Here is a 20408-nt window from a genome sequence, read left to right as displayed (position 1 = left end):
CATTCCTGTCGCCAATCGTCGAGCGAGCTTGGCGGAGGATGACAGGGCCGCCAGAGGCGGCCCTGGAAGGCGTTAAGCGTCGCCTTCGATACGAACCACGGTAGATAGCTCGATGTCGCCTAGAATGCCTTCCAGCTGCGGCTGCTGCGCTTCAGGCTGGGGCTGTTCTTCAGCGGCGGCTTGCGGGCCGTGAAGCGCGACAAAGCGGCCGTCAGGCTCGGCGATGGCGCGCTGGATCTGGGCTTCGTCGATATCCACCTGGTCTTCCACCAGGGCGTTCAGGCGCTCCATGGCGTCGCGCAGGGGCTCAGAGCCTTCGACGTTCTCTTCCAGCTGCGGGTAAGACTGCACGAACAGCGTGCCGTCAGCCGCCCAGCCTGCCTTGAAGGGAGCATCCATCAAGTTGACCTGGGTGCCGCTGGGCAGGCGCTCGTAGAGCGACTCGATATCTTCAGGGTACATGCGGATACAGCCGCGGCTGGCGCGCATGCCGACGCCGTCAGGACGGTTGGTGCCGTGAATCAGGTAGCTCGGCATGGCCAGCAGGATGGCGTGGCGGCCCAGCGGGTTGTCAGGGCCTGGCGGTACGATGGCCGGGGCAGGCTCGCCGCGCTCGGCGGCTTCACGACGCATGGAGGCGGGCGGTGCCCAGGCGGGGTCCTTGACCTTGATGGTGGTGCGGGTAATGCCGACCGGGGTGGCGAAACCGTCACGACCGACGCTGACCGGGTAGGTCTCGACGATGCCGGGGTTGTTGGCCGGGTAGTAGTACAGGCGCAGTTCCGACAGATTCACCACCACCCCTTCACGCGGTGCGGGGGGCAGGATGTACTGGGCCGGAATGACGATTTCCGTGCCTTCGCCAGGTACCCACATGCTGACGCCAGGGTTCGCCATGCGGATCTCTTCGTAGCCGATGTTGTGGCGACGGGCGATGTCGATCAGGGTGTCCTCGGGGTTGTCCACCGTTACCGTGTAGTACTCACCGATGATGTCACCCTGCTCGGGCAGGCGAAAATGCCCGCGTGGCAGGTCGTGGCGCGCCTCGGCGACCTGTTCGGCACCGGCAGTGGCTTCACTGCTGACCGCAGCCTGCTCTGAGGCGGGCTGGGCATAAACGGGTCCGGTCAAGCTGGCGGCCAGCAGGACCGCCAGACTGGTGGGGCCCCAACGGTTGATGATCTTGCGAGTCTTCATGGTCGTTCCTAATCAAGTATGCACTGCAGAGACGCCTGGCGGTGGTTGGCCATGCGTTGGCAGGGTTGTCTGCTTAATGACAAGTTTGCCCCAAGGTTCACGCCTTCGCTACTTTTTGATTAAGGGCGTTTAACAGTGTTTCAACCTTCTCAAAGCGTTGCTCGGCGGTTTCCATCGCAAATTCAAATCTTAACGTGTCGGAACCGTCCAGTCGGTAGTGCTGCGGGGCGGTCTGGATCAGCGTCACCAGGGTCAATGGGTCGACCTGGGTAGAGCCGTCGAACAGCACTCGGCCTCGGGATTCACCGGCCTCGATGCGGGCAATGCCGAGCTGCTCGGCGCGCTGGCGCAGCCGCGTCTGGCGGATCAGGTTCTTCAACGGCTGAGGCAGCAGGCCGAAACGGTCGATCAGCTCTACCTGCAGCTCTTTGAGCTCGCCATCCGACTGGGTGTTGGCAATGCGCTTGTACATCACCAGGCGCTGCTGCACGTCGTGCAGATAGTCGTCGGGGATCAGTGCGGGCAGGTTCAGGCTGATTTCCACGCCGGTGTTGAAGGGGGCGTCGATGTTGGGCGTCTTGCCTGCCCGAATGGCCTTCACGGCGCGGTCGAGCATTTCCATGTAAAGCGAGTAGCCAATGGTTTCCATCTGGCCGCTCTGTTCGTCGCCCAGCAGTTCCCCGGCACCGCGAATTTCCATGTCGTGGCTGGCCAGGGTGAAGCCCGCGCCCAGGTCGTCGGAGGCGCTGATGGCTTCCAGGCGTTTGACGGCATCCAGGGTCATTGCCTTCGGCGAAGGCGTGAGCAGATAAGCGTAGGCCTGGTGGTGGCTACGGCCCACGCGCCCACGCAGCTGGTGCAGCTGGGCCAGGCCGAACTTGTCGGCCCGCTCGATCAGAATGGTGTTGGCGCTTGGCACGTCGATGCCGGTTTCGATGATGGTCGAACACACCAGCACGTTGAAGCGCCGATGATAAAAGTCGGACATCACGCGTTCCAGGCTACGCTCCGGTAGCTGGCCGTGGGCCACCGCCACTCGGGCTTCCGGCACCAGCGCGCGAATCTGTTCGGCGGCGTTTTCGATGGTCTTGACTTCGTTGTGCAGGAAGTAGACCTGGCCGCCGCGCAGAATTTCACGCAGCAGGGCCTCCTTGATCACGCTGTCGTCGCGCTGCTGGACGAAGGTTTTGACCGACAGGCGCCGGGCGGGTGGCGTCGCGATGATGGAGAGGTCGCGAATGCCGCTCATCGCCATGTTCAGCGTTCTCGGGATGGGCGTGGCGGTCAGCGTGAGAATGTCGATCTCGGCCCGCAGGGTCTTGAGCTTCTCCTTCTGGGCGACGCCAAAACGGTGCTCTTCATCGATGATCAGTAACCCCATCTTGGGCAGCTCGACGCTCTTGGACAGCAGCTTGTGGGTGCCGATGACGATATCGGTCTGCCCGCTCTTGATGCTTGCCAGGGTCTGGGTCATCTCTTTGCCGCCGGTAAAGCGCGAGATCAGGCTGATGTTCACCGCCGTGTCGGCAAAGCGGTCACGGAAGTTTTCGAAATGCTGGCGTGCCAGCAGGGTAGTGGGCACCAGGACCACCACCTGCCTGCCCGACTGCACGGCCAGGAACGCTGCGCGCATGGCGACTTCGGTCTTGCCGAAGCCCACGTCGCCGCAGACTACACGGTCCATGGGCTGGGGCGATACCATGTCGCTGATCACGGCTTCGATGGCGGCCTGTTGGTCGGGAGTCTCCTCGAAGGGGAAGCTGGCCGCGAAGCGCACGTACTCTTCGCCGGGGGCTTCGTAGACCACCCCTTGCTGGGCCTCGCGCCGGGCGTAGATGTCGAGCAGTTCGGCGGCGGTGTCGCGAATCTTCTCGGCGGCCTTGCGGCGGGCCTTCTCCCACTGGTCGGAGCCCAGCTTGTGCAGCGGTGCCAGCTCGTCGTCGGCACCGCTGTAGCGAGAAATCAGGTGCAGGCTGTCCACCGGAACGTACAGCTTGGCCCCGTCGGCATAGGAGAGCGCCAGGAATTCGTTGGCCTGGCCCCCGGCTTCCAGGGTTTCCAGGCCCAGATAGCGGCCCACCCCGTGGGCCTGGTGGACCACCGGCGCCCCCTCGCGGAGTTCCGACAAGTGGCGAACTGCCAGTTCGTTGTCATCGGTGGCTTTCTCGCGGCGACGGCTTTGTCGTACCACGTCGCCGAACAGCTCGGTTTCGCTGATCACCGCCAGGTCGGGCGTTTCCAGCCACAGGCCGCTGGCCACCAGACTTGCGGTGATCGCCAGGGGCTGATTGCCTTGCAGGAAGGCGTGGAAGCTCTCTACGTGGGGTAGCGAGAGTTTGAGCGGTGCCAGGACTTCTTCGAGTGCTTCTCGGCGACCACGAGATTCCGCCACGAACAGCAGGCGTGTCGCGGGCTGCGCCGCCATGAAATTTGCCAGCTCGGCCAGCGGCTGCTTGGCCCGCGCATTGATGGCCAGCGAGGGCAGGGCGCGGGCTTGGGGTGCCAGCGCATGGCGCTGCTGCTCGTCCTCGGTGAATTCCACTCGGGGCCGTGCCTTGATGGCCGCAAACACGTCGCTGACCGGAAAGAACGCACGATGGGGCGGCAGCAGGGGACGTGTCGGGTCGACGCCCAGATTGACGTAGCGCGCTTCGATGGCCTGCCAGTGCTGTTCGGCGGCAGCGAAGACGCCCGGCAGCAGGGCGATCCGGGTGTCATCTGTCACGTGGTCGAACAGCGACGCGGTTTCGTCGAAGAACAGCGGCAGGTACTGCTCCAGTCCCGGTGAAGGAATGGCCTTCAGAGCGTCGTTGTAGAGCGGGCACTGGCGCGGGTCGACGTCGAACAGGGTCTCGAACTGCTCGCGGAAGCAGGCAATGGCGCTGCGGCTCAGCGAGTACTCGTGGGCGGGCAGCAGTTCGATGCCGTCGATTTTGTCGGTAGAGCGCTGGCTGCCTGGGTCGAAGTGGCGCAGGGTGTCGATCTCGTCATCGAACAGGTCGATACGAATCGGCTCGTCCATGCCCATGGCGAACAGGTCGATGATGGCTCCGCGCATGGCGTATTCGCCCGGCTCGTAGACCGTTTCCACCGCGCGATAGCCCGCCCGTGAAAGCGATTCGCGGAAGGTTTCCCGGTCGAGCCTGGCGCCGGACTGCAGGGTCATGACGCGGCCTGCAATGTAAGACACCGGTGGCAAGCGCTGCATCAGCGTATTGATGGGCACCAGCACGATGCCGCGCGCGCCGTCCTGCAGCTGCCTCAGCGTGCGCAGGCGGGCGGAGATAATATCCTGGTGCGGTGAAAAACTGTCGTAAGGCAATGTTTCCCAGTCGGGGAACGGCAGCACCGGCACGCTGCTGTAAAAGGCCAGATCCTGCTCCAGGCGCTGGGCGCTGGCGGTATTGGGTGTAATGACCAGCAGTGGTGCGCTGGCCGCCACCTGGGCCAGTGCCAGCGCAGTGGCGCTGCCCGGCGGCGCTTTCAGGTAGAGCGTATCGCGTATCCCTTGCGGCTGAGGCGGTTCGAGCAGAGAAAAAGAGGTCATGGAGTCGGCTTCGTTTTGCGCTGGAACGGAACCAGAATCATACACGAACGACACTTTTACGCAGCGCCTTTCGGCCCGTGGGTCGGGCGGGGTCGTCATCGCGCGTTGCATCATTGGTGTTTGTAGTCAATGCCCTATTTCTGTAATACCCCTACATCCTGTGCGACTATCCATTCATTGCGGCCACGCCGCTGGCTCCGGATAATGCCCCCTGAAAATCCCCTTCACTACCTATGAGGCCGCCCGTGAGTCAGCAAACTCTCGACAACGTTTTTCAGGATTGGCAGAACAACGAAGCTCTGGCCGAGCAAATGATCCCGCTGGTCGGGAAGCTGTATCGCCAGAACAATGTTGTCGCCACCATGTTCGGACGTTCTCTGATCAAGCGGTCGGTTATTCGGATTCTTAAAGACCATCGTTTCGTGCGCAAGATCGAGGGCACCGAGCTGTCCGTGGAAGACACCTTCCCGATCGTTCAGGCCATGAGCGAGATGAATCTGGGTCCTGCCCACGTCGATGTGGGCAAGCTGGCGGTGATGTTCAAGCGCCAGGGCGGTGGTGACCTGAACGCTTTCCTGCGCGGCGAGCTGAACGATATCATCGATGGCTACCAGCCCGGTGCCAGCACCGGTGAGCCCCAGGACGTGGTGCTTTACGGGTTTGGCCGTATCGGTCGCCTGCTGGCCCGTGTCATGGTCGAAAAAGCCGGTGGCGGCAACCTGTTGCGTTTGCGCGCCATCGTGGTGCGTGGCCGTGGCGACGTGGGCAAGGACCTCGAGAAGCGCGCCAGCCTGCTGCGTCGTGATTCTGTCCATGGGCCCTTCGATGGCACCATCACGGTAGACGCCGAAGCGCGTACGCTGACCATCAACGGTAACGTGGTTCAGGTGATCTACGCTGATTCGCCCAGCGAGATCGACTATACCGCTTACGATATCCATAACGCCGTGGTGGTGGACAACACCGGTATCTGGCGTGACGAAGCAGGCCTGGGCCAGCACCTGGAGTGCAAGGGCGCGGCCAAGGCGCTGCTCACGGCGCCGGGCAAAGGCGATATCAAGAACGTCGTGTTTGGCATCAACCACGAAGCCATCGGCGAAAGCGACCGCATCGTGTCGGCGGCGTCGTGCACTACCAACGCCATCGTGCCGGTGTTGAAAGTGCTCAACGATGAGTTCGGTGTGGTGACCGGCCATGTAGAAACCGTGCATGCCTACACCAATGACCAGAACCTGATCGACAACTACCACAAGGGCGATCGTCGCGGACGCAGCGCTGCCCTGAACATGGTATTGACCGAAACCGGTGCGGCCAAGGCCGTCGCCAAGGCGCTGCCCGAGCTGGAAGGCAAGCTGACCGGCAACGCCATTCGCGTGCCCACGCCCAACGTCTCCATGGCGATTCTGAACCTGACCCTGGAGAAGGGCACCGATGCAGTGGCGCTCAACGACTACCTGCGTCGCATGTCTATCGACTCGGCCTACCAGAAACAGATCGACTTCGTCGATTCTGCGGAGGTGGTCTCGTCGGATTTCGTCGGCAACCGTCATGCCGGTATCGTGGACGCCAAGGCTACCATCGCCAACGGCAACCATGCCGTGGTCTATGTCTGGTACGACAACGAATTCGGCTACAGCTGCCAGGTCATCCGCATTCTTCAGCACATGTCCAACGTGCAGTTCCTGAAACTGCCGCGTCAGGCCAGCTGAGCGATCGGGGAGGGTGTTCGACTAATACAGCATTAGATGAAACACCATGCCTTTCAAGCGCCACCTTCGGGTGGCGTTTTGTATATAGCACTTTCGGAGGCGGTCAGGGATGTGGTCATTGGCCGCGCTTATCTTTATAATACGATGGATTTTTTCGGGGTGGTCCAAGCTTGCTTGGGCCGGACTGGTAACAATCTGAACAGAAAACAAGAATTCGCTGAGCAGAAATTAAGCATTCGAACCCCTTACCTTCGTATATCCGATCCATCAACTGGGCGAGACTATGATCGAAGTCAAAAAAGGCCTGGATCTCCCCATCACGGGAGCGCCCGAGCAGCGTATTGAAGATGCGCAGCCTGTGCGTCACGTGGCAATCCTGGGCACTGACTATGTTGGTATGAAACCAACAATGGAAGTTCAGGAAGGGGACAAGGTCAAACTAGGCCAACTGCTCTTCACCGACAAGAAAGTCGACGGCGTGCGCTTCACCGCACCCGCCGCTGGTGAAGTGGTAGCTATCAACCGTGGCGAAAAACGTCGTTTGCTGTCTGTGGTCATTAAAGTCGACGAAAATGAAGAAGCGATGACATTCGCTTCCCATGATCGTGGCACTTTAGGACAGTTGGATCGTCAGACCGTTGTCGACCAACTGGTCGAGTCGGGTCTCTGGACTGCCTTGCGCACCCGTCCCTTCTCGCGTACGCCTGCCATCGATAGCGTTCCTGCCGATATCTTTGTCACCGCTGTAGATACTCATCCGCTAAGCGCTGACCCTGCCTTTATCATCAATGAAAATGCCCAAGCATTTGAAGACGGCCTCAAGGTGCTAACCCACCTGACCGAGGGCAACGTTTTTCTGTGCACGGGTGCCAACGCATCACTGCCCGGCAGCGATGTCAGCGGCGTCAAGACCGAAACCTTTGCCGGGCCGCACCCTGCAGGTCTGGTCGGCACACACATTCACTACCTCTCGCCCGTGGCGCTGCATAAGAAAGTGTGGCACATCGGTTATCAGGACGTGATTGCCTTCGGCAAACTGTTCGTGGAAGGCAAGCTGGACGTCTCCCGCATCGTCGCGGTAGGCGGCCCACGCGCCGAGAAACCTCGTCTGCTGCGCACCCGCGTGGGCGCCAGTACCCAGGAACTCCTGGCAGGCGAAGTGATCCAACCCGAGGATACTCGTGTCATCTCCGGTTCGGTATTTTCAGGCTTTGCCGCCGAGGGCAATATCACCTATCTGGGTCGCTTCCATAATCAGGTCAGCTTGCTGGAAGAGGGTAACAAGCGCACCTTCATGGGATGGCTCTCGCTGGGTGCGAACCGTCACTCCATCATGGGCATCTACCTGTCCAAGTTCAAAGGCCTGAGCAACTACGCGCCAACCACTTCCACCAATGGCTCCGAGCGCGCCATGGTGCCGGTGGGCAACTACGAGCGCGTCATGCCGTTGGATGTCATGCCGACGCAGCTGCTGCGTTCGCTGATTGTGGGCGACATTGAGGTTGCCATGCAGCTCGGGTGTCTGGAGCTGGACGAAGAGGATCTGGCGCTGTGTACCTACGTTTGCCCCGGCAAATACGAGTACGGCCCCATCCTGCGTGACAATCTCACCATGATCGAGAAAGAGGCCTGATGATGGGTATTCGACAAACACTCGATAATCTCGAGCCGCATTTCCACAAGGGTGGCAAGTACGAGAAGTTCTATCCGCTGTACGAAGCGGTAGACACCATCTTCTACTCACCCCCGAGTGTCGCCAAGACCACTGCCCACGTTCGTGACGGCGTCGATCTGAAACGCATCATGATCACCGTGTGGATGTGTACTTTCCCGGCCATGTTCTTCGGTATGTGGAGCGCTGGCTGGCAAGCCAACACTGCCATCGAAGCAGGCTATGCTTCCATGGGCGGTTGGCGCGAAGCGATCATGATGACCCTGGCGGGTGGCCATGATCCGGCTAGCCTGTGGGCCAACTTCGTCCTCGGTGCCACCTACTTTCTGCCCATCTATCTGGTGACCTTCGCGGTCGGCGGTTTCTGGGAAGTCCTGTTCGCGGTCAAGCGTGGCCACGAAGTCAACGAAGGTTTCTTCGTCACTTCCGTGCTGTTCGCACTGATCCTCCCGGCGACCATCCCGCTCTGGCAGGTGGCCCTGGGTATCACCTTCGGTGTGGTGATCGGCAAGGAAATCTTCGGCGGTACCGGCAAGAACTTCCTGAACCCCGCGTTGACCGGCCGTGCCTTCCTCTACTTTGCTTACCCGGCGCAGATTTCCGGCGACGCAGTATGGGTGGCCGCCGATGGCTACACGGGTGCGACAGCGCTCTCCATGGCGTTTCAAGACGGTATGTCTGCGCTGACCAACACCTATAGCTGGTGGGATGCGTTCCTGGGCTTCATGCCAGGTTCCGTGGGTGAAGTCTCGACCCTGGCTATCCTGATCGGTGCCGCGGTACTGCTTTGGACCAAGATCGCCAGCTGGCGCATCATGCTGGGCGTCTTCCTGGGCATGGTGATCACCAGCACGCTGTTCAACCTGATCGGTTCCGACACCAACGCCATGTTCGCGATGCCCTGGTACTGGCATCTGGTGGTGGGTGGTTTCGCCTTCGGTATGGTGTTCATGGCAACCGACCCCGTGTCGGCCGCGATGACCAACCAGGGCCGCCTGCTGTTCGGTGCGCTGATCGGTGTCATGACCGTGCTGATCCGCGTGGTGAACCCGGCCTTCCCGGAAGGCATCATGCTGGCTATCCTGTTTGCCAACCTGTTCGCACCGCTGATTGACCACATGTTCGTCCAGGCCAATGTCAAGCGCCGTCTCAAGCGGACTGGCACACCGGCCGAGGAGACTGCCTAATGGCACAAGGTAACAACTCCATCAAGAAAGTACTGATCGTAGCGTTTTCGCTGTGCATCGTGTGCTCGGTCATCGTTTCGACAGCGGCCGTGGCACTGCGCCCTGCGCAGCAGCTCAATCAGGAACTCGACCGTAAGACCAATATCCTGCGCGTTGCCAATCTCTATGAGAGCGGCATGGACGTAGAAGCCGCTTTCCGTGAGGTAACCCCACGCGTGGTCAACCTCGAAACGGGCGAGTACTCGGACCAGCACGATCCCGAGACCTTCGACGGCTTCGAAGTTCGTCGTGATCCGGCGGCCTCGCGCACCCTGTCAGGTGAGCGTGACCCGGCGGGTCTGTCCAGCGTCGAAAACTACGCTACCGTCTACCTGGTGGGCGACCCGGACAGCCCCGAGCAGATCATCCTGCCCATCCGTGGCCAGGGCCTGTGGGGCCTGATGCGCGGCTTCCTGTCGGTCGAAGGTGACGGTAATACCATCGTCGGTATCACCTACTTCGAGCACAGCGAAACGCCAGGGCTGGGTGCCGAGGTCAACAACCCCCGTTGGCAGGCTCAGTGGGAAGGCAAGCAGATCTTCGACGAAGAGGGTGATCTGGTGCCGGCTATCCGTGTCGTGAAGGGTAGCGGTAGCGGTGACTATGAAGTCGACGGCCTGTCGGGTGCCACCCTGACCGCTAACGGTGTTAACAACATGCTGCAGTTCTGGCTGAGCCCGGAAGGCTTCGGTGAATACCTGGCCAAGTTCCGCAGCGGCGTTGACCAGGAAGACGTTCAGGACGCTGACGTCGAACTCGAAGCGGAAGGAGCTTGATCATGGCGGACGTAAATGCAAAAAGCGTCTTGACGGCGCCGATCTTCAAGAATAACCCGATTGCCCTGCAGATCCTCGGTATCTGTTCTGCGCTGGCGGTAACCACCAGCATGAGCGTATCGCTGGTCATGGCCCTGGCGGTAATCTTCGTAACGGCTTTCTCGAACCTGTTCGTATCGTTGATTCGGAATCACATTCCTTCCTCGATCCGTATCATCGTTCAGATGACGATCATCGCCTCGCTGGTTATCGTGGTCGATCAGATTCTGAAAGCCTACGCCTACGAAATGTCCAAGCAGCTGTCGGTCTTCGTCGGTCTGATCATCACCAACTGTATCGTCATGGGTCGTGCAGAAGGTTTTGCCATGACCAACTCTCCCGGCATGTCCTTCCTGGACGGTATTGGTAACGGCCTGGGCTACGGTTTCGTTCTGATGGTCGTTGGCTTCTTCCGTGAACTGCTGGGTGCGGGCAGCATCTTCGGCTTCACCGTACTGCCCACCGTGCAAAACGGCGGCTGGTACGTGCCGAACGGTCTGCTGCTGCTGCCGCCGTCTGCCTTCTTCATCATCGGTCTGTTGATCTGGGCAATTCGTGCCTACAACCCCGAGCAGGTAGAAGACAACGAGTTCAAGATGAAGCACAACACCAAGCCGAAGGAGGCTGTGTAACATGGAACACTATCTAAGCCTTTTCGTTGCTTCGGTTTTCGTCGAGAACCTGGCGCTGGCTTTCTTCCTCGGGATGTGTACCTTCCTGGCGGTTTCCAAGAAGGTCTCGGCGGCATTTGGTCTGGGCATCGCGGTCATCGTGGTACTGACCATTGCCGTACCGGTGAACAACCTGGTATTCAACCTGCTGCTGGCAGAGGGTGCACTGACCTGGACGGGTATCAGCGGTGCAGAGAATATCGACCTCTCGTTCCTTGGCCTGCTGAGCTACATCGGCGTTATTGCTGCTCTGGTGCAGATCCTGGAGATGTTCCTGGATAAATACGTACCTGCGCTGTACAACGCGCTGGGCGTATTCCTGCCGCTGATCACCGTAAACTGCGCCATTCTTGGTGGCGTACTGTTCATGGTGGAGCGTAACTACAACTTCGGCGAATCCGTCATGTACGGCTTCGGTTCGGGAGTAGGCTGGGCGCTGGCCATTACCGCGCTGGCCGGTATCCGCGAGAAGCTGAAGTATAGCGACGTGCCTGGCGGCCTGCAGGGTCTGGGCATCACGTTCATCACCGTTGGCTTGATGTCACTGGGCTTCATGTCCTTCTCGGGCATCCAGCTGTAATCGGAGCCGGTTTTCTCGGCAGCCCCTGGGCTGCCGAGGTACAGAAAACCTTCAGCAATAGGAAACCGACATGGTTGATACATCTGTCATCTTGCTCGGTGTTGTCATGTTCACGATCATCGTCATCAGCTTGACGGCGATCATTCTGGCAGCGCGAAGCAAGCTAGTGAGTAGCGGGGACGTGACGATCGAAGTCAACGGCGACCCCGAGCACACCCTGAGAACCCAGGCTGGCGGCAAGCTGCTGAACACCCTGGCGGCCAACGGCATCTTCCTGTCGTCTGCCTGTGGTGGCGGTGGTTCTTGCGCCCAGTGCAAATGCCGAGTGGAAGAGGGCGGCGGCTCGATCTTGCCCACCGAAGAATCTCACTTCACCATGCGTGAGAAGAAAGAAGGCTGGCGCCTCTCTTGTCAGGTACCTGTAAAGCAGGACATGAAAGTGGAAGTGCCGGAAGAAGTCTTCGGCGTGAAGAAGTGGGAAACCGAAGTCACCGCCAACCCCAACGTGGCGACCTTCATCAAGGAGCTGAACCTGAAGCTGCCTGAAGGTGAAGAAGTGGCCTTCCGTGCGGGTGGTTACGTGCAGCTGGTGGCACCGCCTTACGATATCAAGTTCTCCGATTTCGACATCGAAGAAGAGTATCGTGGCGACTGGGAAAAATTCGGCCTGTTCGATATTACCCACAAGAACAACGAGGAAGTCATCCGCGCCTACTCCATGGCGAACTATCCGGAAGAGAAAGGCCTCCTCAAGTTCAACATCCGTATCGCCACGCCGCCTCCGGGCAGCAGCCATCCGCCTGGCCTAATGTCTACCTACGTCTTCAACCTGAAGCCGGGTGACAAGGTAACGGTCATGGGTCCGTTTGGTGAGTTCTTCGCCAAGGACACCGACGCGGAAATGGTCTTCATCGGTGGTGGTGCCGGTATGGCCCCGATGCGTAGCCATATCTTCGATCAGCTCAAGCGACTGAAGTCGGACCGCAAGATTTCGTTCTGGTATGGTGCGCGCTCCTGGCGCGAGACCTTCTACAACGAAGAGTACGACCAGTTGGCCGAAGAGTTCCCGAACTTCGAGTGGCATCTGGCGCTGTCCGATCCGCAGCCGGAAGACAACTGGGAAGGCCCGACGGGCTTCATCCACAACGTGCTGTACGAAAACTATCTGAAGGACCACCCGGCGCCTGAAGATTGCGAGTACTACATGTGTGGGCCGCCCATGATGAACGCTTCCGTCATCAAGCTGCTGCTTGATATGGGAGTCGAGCCGGAAAACATCCTGCTGGATGACTTCGGCGGCTAAGGTAGCGCAGACGCGCTCCACAACGGGGCTGACCTTCGGGTCAGCCCCGTTGGCGTTTATGCCTGATCATTTTGTGTTGGCTGAGGTACAATAGGGCCAACTTTCAAGGCACTTATTGGCCCAACCGTGGTCGGCAGGTGTGACCATTCAACGATGCTAGCAACACAGCTGGGAGAACATCATGGCAATCTGGCTACTGGTATTTGGCTTCATGGCGCTGGTAATGACCGCAATGGCGGTGGGCGTATTGATGGGACGCAAGCCCATTGCAGGCTCCTGTGGCGGGCTCAACCAGCTCGGTTTGAAAGATGGCTGCGATATCTGCGGCGGCAAGGACGAAGTATGCGAAGAAGAGAACCGCAAACGTAACAGTGCGCGCCGCCGCAGCGACGAGAGCCGCGGTGCCGACCTGGGCTACGATGCCACGCGTCGCTAAGCTCCCGTTTATTTTCAAGGAGAACGAAACCCTATGGCGGTTCACAATTATGATGTCGTGGTAATCGGTACTGGCCCGGCTGGCGAGAGCGCTGCCATCAATGCAGCCAAACATGGCATGCGGGTGGCCATCATCGAAAAGCAGGCGCAGGTAGGGGGCAACTGTACCCACTGGGGCACGATTCCTTCCAAGGCGTTGCGCCATCAGGTCAAGCAGATCATGGCCTTCAACACCAACCGCATGTTCCGCGACATCGGTGAACCCCGCTGGTTCTCGTTTCCCAAGGTGATGGAGCGCTCTCGCGGCACCATCGACAAACAGGTCGAAATGCGTACCACCTTCTATGCGCGTAACCGCATCGACCTGTTCCATGGCGTTGCCCGCTTCAAGGATGAACACACCGTGGTGGTGCGTGACCGCCAGGAAGGCATGGAAGAGCTGGTGGCCAAGAAGATCGTCATTGCCACGGGCTCCCGGCCTTACCGCCCGGCAGACATCAACTTCCGCCACCCGCGCATCTACTGCTCGGATACCATTCTCAGCCTGTCGCATACGCCGCGCACCCTGGTGATTTTTGGTGCCGGGGTCATCGGCTGTGAATACGCCTCGATCTTTTCCGGCCTGGGCGTCAAGGTGGACTTGATCAACAACCGCGATAGCCTGCTGTCGTTTCTGGACGACGAGATCAGCGATGCGCTGTCGTATCACCTGCGCAAGCACGGCGTGCTGATTCGTCACAACGAAGAGTACGCCAGTGTCGAAGGCGACGAAGCCGGCGTAGTGGTGCGCCTCAAGTCCGGCAAGAAAATCCGCGCCGATGCCTTCCTGTGGGCCAACGGCCGCACCGGCAACACCGACAGCCTGGGGCTCGAGAACATCGGCCTGGAGGCCAATGGCCGCGGTCAGCTGAGCGTGGACGAACACTACCGCACGGGGATTCCACATATCTATGCCGCAGGCGACGTGATTGGTTGGCCAAGCCTGGCCAGTGCCGCCTACGATCAGGGGCTCAACTCGTGCAACGAGCTGCTGGAGAAGGAGTACCGTTTCGTCAGCGACGTGCCGACCGGTATCTATACCATTCCCGAAATCAGCTCCTTTGGCCCCAATGAGCGCGAGCTGACCGAAGCGAAAGTGCCTTACGAAGTCGGCAAGGCGTTTTTCAAGGATACCGCCCGTGCCCAGATCACCGGCGATACGGTCGGCATGCTGAAGATCCTGTTCCACCAGGACACCTTGGAGATCCTCGGTATCCACTGCTTTGGCGACCAGGCATCGGAGATCCTGCACATCGGCATGGCCATCATGCAGCAGGAGGGCAAGGCCAACACGCTCAAGTACTTCGTCAACACCACCTTCAATTACCCCACCATGGCAGAAGCCTATCGAGTGGCGGCACAAAACGGTCTGAACCGGGTGTTCTAAGCGGTCGGGGCGGGTCTTCCTGCAAAGGTTGGCCCTGGTCAGTATCGGTGGGAGGCCGCTTTAGCGGGCGAATGGCGTCGTCAGACGCCTCGGCCAGGCCCCCATCGCGAGCTGAAGCTCCCTCCCACGGGTGCATTTCAGCACCGTCGCGAGTTGAAGCTTCCTCTCACGGCTCTTCAGGGCGACGCTATAGCGTTTCCAAAAGCTGTCTAGCCCGGGGCTGCCATTCGCCTTCAAGGGAAGCGGCTTGGGTAAGCGATGCTCTGGCGTCTGCAAGGCGCGCTTGCTGGAATTGTAAAATGGCCAGGTTGAGCCACGCAGCACCCATCTCCGGGTCGAGGTTCGTGGCCGTCTCGAAGGCGGCCAGGGCGGCTTCGGGCTGGCCATCGGCATACAGCGCATTGCCTAGCGCAAATTGCCCTGTAGGATTGTGCGGGAAGCGTTCACTGAATGCCTGCCAACTGCTCAGCGTTTTCTCTGATCCGTGCTGCTCTTCAAAGGCACTAATGGCCTCTAGCGCATTGCGCGCCGTGACACCTTCGGGCAGCGTGCCCGGCTGGCTGACCACGAACCCCCAGCGCTGGCTGCGCGCCCAGGTGGCATCGAAGCGGCTGAACGACAGGCGATGGCGCTCGATCTCGCCGCTACGCAGCAACAGCGTTTCATCGGGCAGGTCGTAGCCAATGGCTACCGCGTAGTGCCACATGGGGAAGGCGGGCAGCGCCAGGTTCTGCATGACCACCACAGGGTCACCCGCCGCCAGGTGGCCGAGAAGGGCATCCATGGTGGCGCGAATGGGGATCGCCAGCCGCTCCTGGCGACGCACCGTGGCCAGCATTTCCGGTTGCACGCTGCCATCTCGCCCCGGAATGAACACCTGGGGGATCAGCTCATCGACGCTGGTGTCCACCCCTTCATGGGTCAGCACCATGGCCAGGGTGGCGGGGCCACACTGGTACTCGGTCTGGGCGAAGAACGGCACGTCTTGCAGCTCTGCTTGCGGCGGTAGGTCACGCTGGGTGCTTTCCAGCAGCACGGGGGCGCGGGCACAGCCACCGAGCAGCAGTACCAACGCTAAAACGCCCGCAGTGCGGGCGTTGAACAAGCGGTGGAGCAGGCCGAGGCGCTTAGCGGGTAAACGGATAGACATCGGTCAACCCGAGAATGTCGGTGATCAGCAGAATGATGAAGACCGCAAACAGGGCTCCGATCACACCCGCACCGGCCGGCAGTTCTTCCAGCTGTTGGGCCATCTGTTGCGCTTCTGCATCACTCAGCGCCGCCACACGGGCTTCCACATCGGCGGGGTTCACACCCTGCTTTAGCAGTTGATCCTGCACATCGGCACGAGCGAGGATTTCACTGATACGCTCGCGGTCCGCACCGGCACGGTCGCCTGCTAAAACAGACTGCGTCGATACCAGATCCATGCCCTGAGGAGCGGTGGGTGCCGCCACGACGGGCAGGCTGGCCAGCACTAACGCAGCAATCAAAAGGGTCGAGAGGTAAGCACGCACTGTTTTCATCGTCTTCTTCCTTAGACTGGTCGGGGAGCAAGCGTTTTTAGCGCTTGAATCAATAGTATAGAAACAAACGTCAAGAGATTTAAGACAAAATGGAAAAGTGCTAATTATTTGCACTAATTCGGTAGGTCCAGGGGGGTTCCGAGAGAATGCCCCGGGCGCCTGCCATGCTCATGGCCAGATCGTGAAGCCCGGCCCAAAGCGGCACCGGCGATGCTCCTTTCACGGCCAGATCGAGCCGCTGGGCCATCAGCAACAGCTTGTGCAGCCGCTTCATGGGCAGCCGCTGGATGGCTTTCTGGTACGCCGGGCGGCGCTTGTCGAAAATCATCGGCTTCTGGCTTTTGCAGGCGTGCTCGAAGCTCTGCCCTTGATCCAGATGCTGATGCAGCGAGAGCAGGGTGCGCAGCTCACGGGTCAGTGCCCACAGCACGATAGGCGCTTCCACACCTTCGCTTTTCAAGCCGTTGACGATGCGCGAGGCGCGGCTGGGCTCTCCCTTCAGGCAGGCATCCGCCAGGTTGAAGACATCGAAACGCGAGCTGTCCTCCACGCCCTGGGCGATGCTTTCGACCCCCAGGCGGGCCTGGGGCGGGTGCATCAGCGCCAGTTTCTGCAGCTCCTGGTCGGCGGCCAGCAGGTTGCCTTCGGTGCGTTCGCCCAGCAGCCTGGCGGCGTCCAGGTCGAGCTGCAGGCCATGCAGGGCCGCCCGGTCACGCAGCCAGTAGCCCAGCCGCGAGGCATCGACCGGCCAGACCGGCACGAACAGGCCGTGCTTGTCCAGCGCCTTGAACCAGGCCGACTTCTGCTGCTTGGCATCGACCTTGCCCATGCTGATCAGCAGCAGGTCATCGCTGCCTTCCATCAGTTCGGCGTACTGGGCCAGCGCCTTGCTGCCATCCTGCCCCAGCTTGTGGTTGCCCAGGCGCAGCTCCAGCAGCTTGTTGGATGCGAACAGCGATAGGTTGCTGGCCGTTTCCAGCAGCCGCCCCCAGGCAAAGTTGGGCTCCACATCGAGCACTTCGCGCTCTTCGATACCGGCCTGGCGCGCCGCTGCACGCACCGCATCGCAGGCGTCGCGGTGCTGCAACGGCTCGTCTCCTGCCACGATGACTGCCTTGGGCAGCTTCTTGGCCAGGGCCGCAGGCAGCTGATCGGCAAATACCTTCACCGCAGCGCCTCGAGATTGGCCAACCGCTCGACGATGCGCTGGGCCAGCTGTCGAGTCAGGGTCTGCTCGGCTTCCTGGAACAGCGTCTCGCGGTTCAGCAGGTCGTCATCGCTGACGCGAATCCGCGTGCTGGTACTCAGCGTGGCGTTGTTCAGGGCGTAGGCATTGGTTTCCCGCTGCTGCACCGACAGCGACGTGCTCAGCGTCAGCTCATGCTCACGGCTGGCACGACTATCGGTCCCGATGCGCCGCTCCTGAAGCGAAGGGGTGCCCAGAGTGACGCGCCAGGGCGCGCCGTTTTCCACCTCGGTGCCCAGCTGCTGCAAACGGGTGCGCAGCTGTTGGGCCAGGGTGCTGTTGGCATCCCCCTCCAGGGCCAGCGGCGGCAGGTTGGGCATGGAGTCGGTGCCGCGCAGGCGGAACCCGCAGCCGCCCAGCAGCGCCACCGCACAGGCAGCGCTGCCAAGGGTCAGGAAGTGACGTCGATTCATCCGCTCACCACGATGTTGACCAGCTTGCCCGGCACCACGATCACTTTACGGACCGTCTTGCCTTCCAGATGGCGCTGGACGTTGTCGCTCTCCATCGCCAGTTTCTCGATGGCGGCTTTGTCGGCGCTGGCCGGGGCTTCCAGGCGAGCGCGCAGTTTACCGTTCACCTGCACCACCAGCTCGATGCTGTCGCGGGTGAGGGCGGCTTCATCCACCGCTGGCCACGGCGCTTCGATGGCAGGCTGGGTGTGGCCCAGCTGCTGCCACAACGTGTGGCACAGGTGCGGGGTGATCGGGGCCAGCAGCAGTACGCAGGCTTCCAGCGCTTCACGGCTCACCGCCAGGCCCAGCTCAGAGCTGTCGTCGAACTTGGCAACCGCGTTGGAAAGCTCCATCACGGCGGCAATGGCAGTGTTGAAGGTGGTGCGGCGGCCAATGTCGTCGCTGGCTTTCTTGATGGTCTCGTGGGTCTTGCGACGCAGCGCTTTCTGGTCGTCGTTCAGCGCATCCACGTTCAAGGTGCCGGGGGTGCCCGCCGCCAGATGCTCGGTAACCTGACGCCAGATGCGCTTCAGGAAGCGGTGCGCGCCTTCCACGCCAGAATCCGACCACTCCAGCGACTGCTCGGGCGGTGCCGCAAACATCATGAACAGGCGCACGGTGTCGGCCCCGAACTTGTCGATCATCGACTGCGGGTCCACGCCGTTGTTCTTCGACTTGGACATCTTCTCGATGCCGCCCATTTCAACGGGCTGGCCGTCGCTCATCAGTACGGCGCTCAGCGGGCGGCCTTTCTCATCGCGCTTCACTTCCACATCGGCGGGGTTGAACCACTCTTTGCCGCCGTTATCCTTGATGCGGTAGAAGGTTTCAGCGATCACCATACCTTGGGTGAGCAGCTGCTGGAACGGCTCGTCGGAGTCGACCATGCCGAAGTCGCGCAGCAGCTTGTGGAAGAAGCGGGCGTAGAGCAGGTGCAAAATGGCGTGCTCGATGCCGCCAATGTAGAGATCCACCGGCAGCCAGTAGTTGGCGCGCTCATCCAGCATCGCTTCGTGGTTATCCGCACAGCAGAAGCGGGCGAAATACCAGGAGGACTCCATAAAGGTGTCGAAGGTGTCGGTTTCACGCACCCAGCCATCGCCCAGCTCGGAGAACTCCGGCATCTTCTTCAGCGGCGAACCGGAGGCATCCACGGTGACTTCCATGGGCAGCGCCACCGGCAGCTCGTCATCGGAGAGCGGCACGGTCTGGCCTTCCGGGCCGTACTTCACCGGAATCGGCGCGCCCCAGTAACGCTGGCGGGCAATACCCCAGTCACGCAGGCGGTAGTTGGTTTTCACCTCGCCACGGCCCAGCTCGGCCAGTTTGGCGGCAATGGCATCGAACGCGGCTTGGAATTCCAGACCATCGAACTCGCCGGAATTGATCAGCGTGCCGCGCTCGGTGTAAGCGCCTTCAGAGATATCCGGCGTATTGCCGTGCTCGTCGGCGACCACCGGCTTCAGCTCGATGCCGTACTTGGTGGCAAACTCCCAGTCGCGCTGGTCGTGGGCGGGAACGGCCATCACCGCGCCGGTGCCGAACTCCATCAGTACGAAGTTAGCCACGAATACCGGCACTTCTTCACCGCTTAACGGGTGAATGGCTTTATGGCCCGTGGCCATGCCCAGCTTCTCTTTGGTGGCCATTTCCGCCTCGGAAGTGCCGCCCTTGGCGCACTCTTCACAGAACGCAGCCATCTCGCTGCTCTGCTCGGCGACCTGCTTGGCCAGCGGATGGCCAGCGGCCACGGCCACGTAGGTCACGCCCATCAGCGTGTCCGGGCGGGTGGTGTACACCGCCAGCGGCTCGCAGGCGCTGCCATCGGCAGCTTTGATCTCGAAGCTCAGCTCGACGCCACGGGATTTGCCGATCCAGTTGCGCTGCATGGTCTTGACCTGCTCGGGCCACTCGACGTTGTCCAGGTCCGCCAGCAGCTCATCGGCGTAGTCGGTGATCTTCAGGAACCACAGCGGGATCTCCTTGCGCTCTACCGGCGCACCGGAACGCCAGCCGCAGCCGTCGATGACCTGCTCGTTGGCCAGCACGGTCTGATCGACTGGGTCCCAGTTCACTGTGGACATCTTCTTGTAGACCAGCCCTTTCTCCACCAGCTTGGTGAAGAACCACTGCTCCCAGCGGTAGTAGCTGGTATCGCAGGTGGCGAATTCACGGCTCCAGTCGTAGGCAAACCCCAGTGCCTTCAACTGGTTGCGCATGTAATCGATGTTCTGGTAGGTCCACTTGGCGGGCGGCACCTGATTCTGGATCGCGGCATTTTCCGCCGGCATGCCGAAGGCATCCCACCCCATGGGCTGCATGACATTTTTGCCCTGCATGCGCTGGAAACGTGAGACAACGTCGCCGATAGTGTAATTACGCACGTGGCCCATGTGCAGCTTGCCGCTGGGGTAGGGGAACATGGATAGGCAGTAGAACTTCTCGCGGTTGGCGTCTTCTACGGCTTTGAAGCACTGGTGCTTTTCCCAGTACTGCTGAGCATCACGTTCGATATCACGGGGGCTGTAGTGTGCGTCCATCGGTGTTTTCAATGCCTTGGGGTCATTCGCCCGAAAAAGGGCGCAAAGTGAATAGTGGAT

Annotated in this window: 16 protein-coding genes; 9 read left to right on the top strand and 7 right to left on the bottom strand. The window is 60.7% G+C overall.

The window, feature by feature from the left end; translation table 11 throughout:
- Nucleotides 1–72: 72 nt before the first annotated feature.
- Nucleotides 73–1197: a L,D-transpeptidase family protein gene (locus RVM26_RS07545; protein ID WP_498941543.1), complete on the bottom strand. Its 1125-nt coding sequence runs from the start codon at nucleotides 1195–1197 to the stop codon at nucleotides 73–75.
- A gap of 97 nt (nucleotides 1198–1294) precedes the next feature.
- Complete coding sequence (gene mfd / locus RVM26_RS07540) at nucleotides 1295–4744, bottom strand: transcription-repair coupling factor (RefSeq protein WP_498941542.1); 3450 nt, start codon at nucleotides 4742–4744, stop codon at nucleotides 1295–1297.
- A gap of 245 nt (nucleotides 4745–4989) precedes the next feature.
- Between mfd and RVM26_RS07535 the strand changes: the two genes are divergently transcribed.
- The 9 genes from RVM26_RS07535 to sthA all read left to right on the top strand — a co-directional run bounded on the left by RVM26_RS07535 (nucleotide 4990) and on the right by sthA (nucleotide 14581).
- Complete coding sequence (locus RVM26_RS07535; RefSeq protein WP_287805209.1) at nucleotides 4990–6453, top strand: glyceraldehyde-3-phosphate dehydrogenase; 1464 nt, start codon at nucleotides 4990–4992, stop codon at nucleotides 6451–6453.
- Nucleotides 6454–6736: 283 nt separating this feature from the next.
- Entirely contained in the window at nucleotides 6737–8086 is a 1350-nt protein-coding gene (locus RVM26_RS07530) for an NADH:ubiquinone reductase (Na(+)-transporting) subunit A (protein WP_498941541.1), read from the top strand.
- A complete protein-coding gene (locus RVM26_RS07525) occupies nucleotides 8086–9312 on the top strand; it encodes a Na+-translocating NADH-quinone reductase subunit B (protein WP_498941540.1) in 1227 nt (408 codons plus the stop codon). The genes RVM26_RS07530 and RVM26_RS07525 overlap by 1 nt, the downstream gene beginning before the upstream one ends.
- Nucleotides 9312–10127 (top strand): Na(+)-translocating NADH-quinone reductase subunit C, encoded by an 816-nt coding sequence (locus RVM26_RS07520; RefSeq protein WP_039179806.1) that lies wholly within the window; start codon nucleotides 9312–9314, stop codon nucleotides 10125–10127. The genes RVM26_RS07525 and RVM26_RS07520 overlap by 1 nt, the downstream gene beginning before the upstream one ends.
- Nucleotides 10128–10129: 2 nt before the next feature.
- Nucleotides 10130–10798: an NADH:ubiquinone reductase (Na(+)-transporting) subunit D gene (locus tag RVM26_RS07515; RefSeq protein ID WP_081138947.1), complete on the top strand. Its 669-nt coding sequence runs from the start codon at nucleotides 10130–10132 to the stop codon at nucleotides 10796–10798.
- Nucleotide 10799: 1 nt separating this feature from the next.
- Complete coding sequence (nqrE, locus tag RVM26_RS07510; RefSeq protein ID WP_039179812.1) at nucleotides 10800–11417, top strand: NADH:ubiquinone reductase (Na(+)-transporting) subunit E; 618 nt, start codon at nucleotides 10800–10802, stop codon at nucleotides 11415–11417.
- A gap of 70 nt (nucleotides 11418–11487) precedes the next feature.
- Nucleotides 11488–12720 carry an NADH:ubiquinone reductase (Na(+)-transporting) subunit F gene (nqrF, locus tag RVM26_RS07505; RefSeq protein ID WP_096922836.1) on the top strand — a complete coding sequence of 411 codons (1233 nt, stop codon included), beginning with the start codon at nucleotides 11488–11490 and terminating at the stop codon, nucleotides 12718–12720.
- Nucleotides 12721–12901: 181 nt separating this feature from the next.
- The gene (gene nqrM, locus RVM26_RS07500; protein ID WP_039179819.1) at nucleotides 12902–13156 is read left to right on the top strand and encodes a (Na+)-NQR maturation NqrM; all 255 of its coding nucleotides are present in this window, start codon (nucleotides 12902–12904) and stop codon (nucleotides 13154–13156) included.
- A 33-nt stretch (nucleotides 13157–13189) separates the two neighbouring features.
- The gene (gene sthA, locus RVM26_RS07495) at nucleotides 13190–14581 is read left to right on the top strand and encodes a Si-specific NAD(P)(+) transhydrogenase (RefSeq protein WP_016914076.1); all 1392 of its coding nucleotides are present in this window, start codon (nucleotides 13190–13192) and stop codon (nucleotides 14579–14581) included.
- Between the two features lie 187 nt (nucleotides 14582–14768).
- On the opposite strand, the gene RVM26_RS07490 is transcribed toward sthA, so the two are convergent.
- From RVM26_RS07490 to leuS, 5 genes are all read right to left on the bottom strand, one after another.
- Nucleotides 14769–15731 (bottom strand): PA2778 family cysteine peptidase, encoded by a 963-nt coding sequence (locus RVM26_RS07490; RefSeq protein WP_498941539.1) that lies wholly within the window; start codon nucleotides 15729–15731, stop codon nucleotides 14769–14771.
- A complete protein-coding gene (locus RVM26_RS07485; RefSeq protein WP_498941538.1) occupies nucleotides 15709–16107 on the bottom strand; it encodes a PA2779 family protein in 399 nt (132 codons plus the stop codon). Before RVM26_RS07485 ends, RVM26_RS07490 begins: the two co-directional genes overlap by 23 nt.
- A gap of 100 nt (nucleotides 16108–16207) precedes the next feature.
- Nucleotides 16208–17275, bottom strand: coding sequence for a DNA polymerase III subunit delta (gene holA / locus RVM26_RS07480; RefSeq protein WP_498941537.1), 1068 nt, complete (start codon nucleotides 17273–17275; stop codon nucleotides 16208–16210).
- The gene (locus RVM26_RS07475) at nucleotides 17272–17766 is read right to left on the bottom strand and encodes an LPS-assembly lipoprotein LptE (protein ID WP_498941536.1); all 495 of its coding nucleotides are present in this window, start codon (nucleotides 17764–17766) and stop codon (nucleotides 17272–17274) included. The genes holA and RVM26_RS07475 overlap by 4 nt, the downstream gene beginning before the upstream one ends.
- Nucleotides 17763–20348, bottom strand: coding sequence for a leucine--tRNA ligase (gene leuS / locus RVM26_RS07470; protein WP_498941535.1), 2586 nt, complete (start codon nucleotides 20346–20348; stop codon nucleotides 17763–17765). The genes RVM26_RS07475 and leuS overlap by 4 nt, the downstream gene beginning before the upstream one ends.
- Nucleotides 20349–20408 lie beyond the last annotated feature (60 nt).

It is taken from the genome of Halomonas sp. KM072, from assembly GCF_050710315.1.
In the GTDB taxonomy this organism is placed as follows: Bacteria; Pseudomonadota; Gammaproteobacteria; order Pseudomonadales; family Halomonadaceae; genus Vreelandella; species Vreelandella hamiltonii.
The sequence above is the reverse complement of the archived record's forward strand: the minus strand, read 5'-3'. Positions and strand labels throughout refer to the sequence as shown.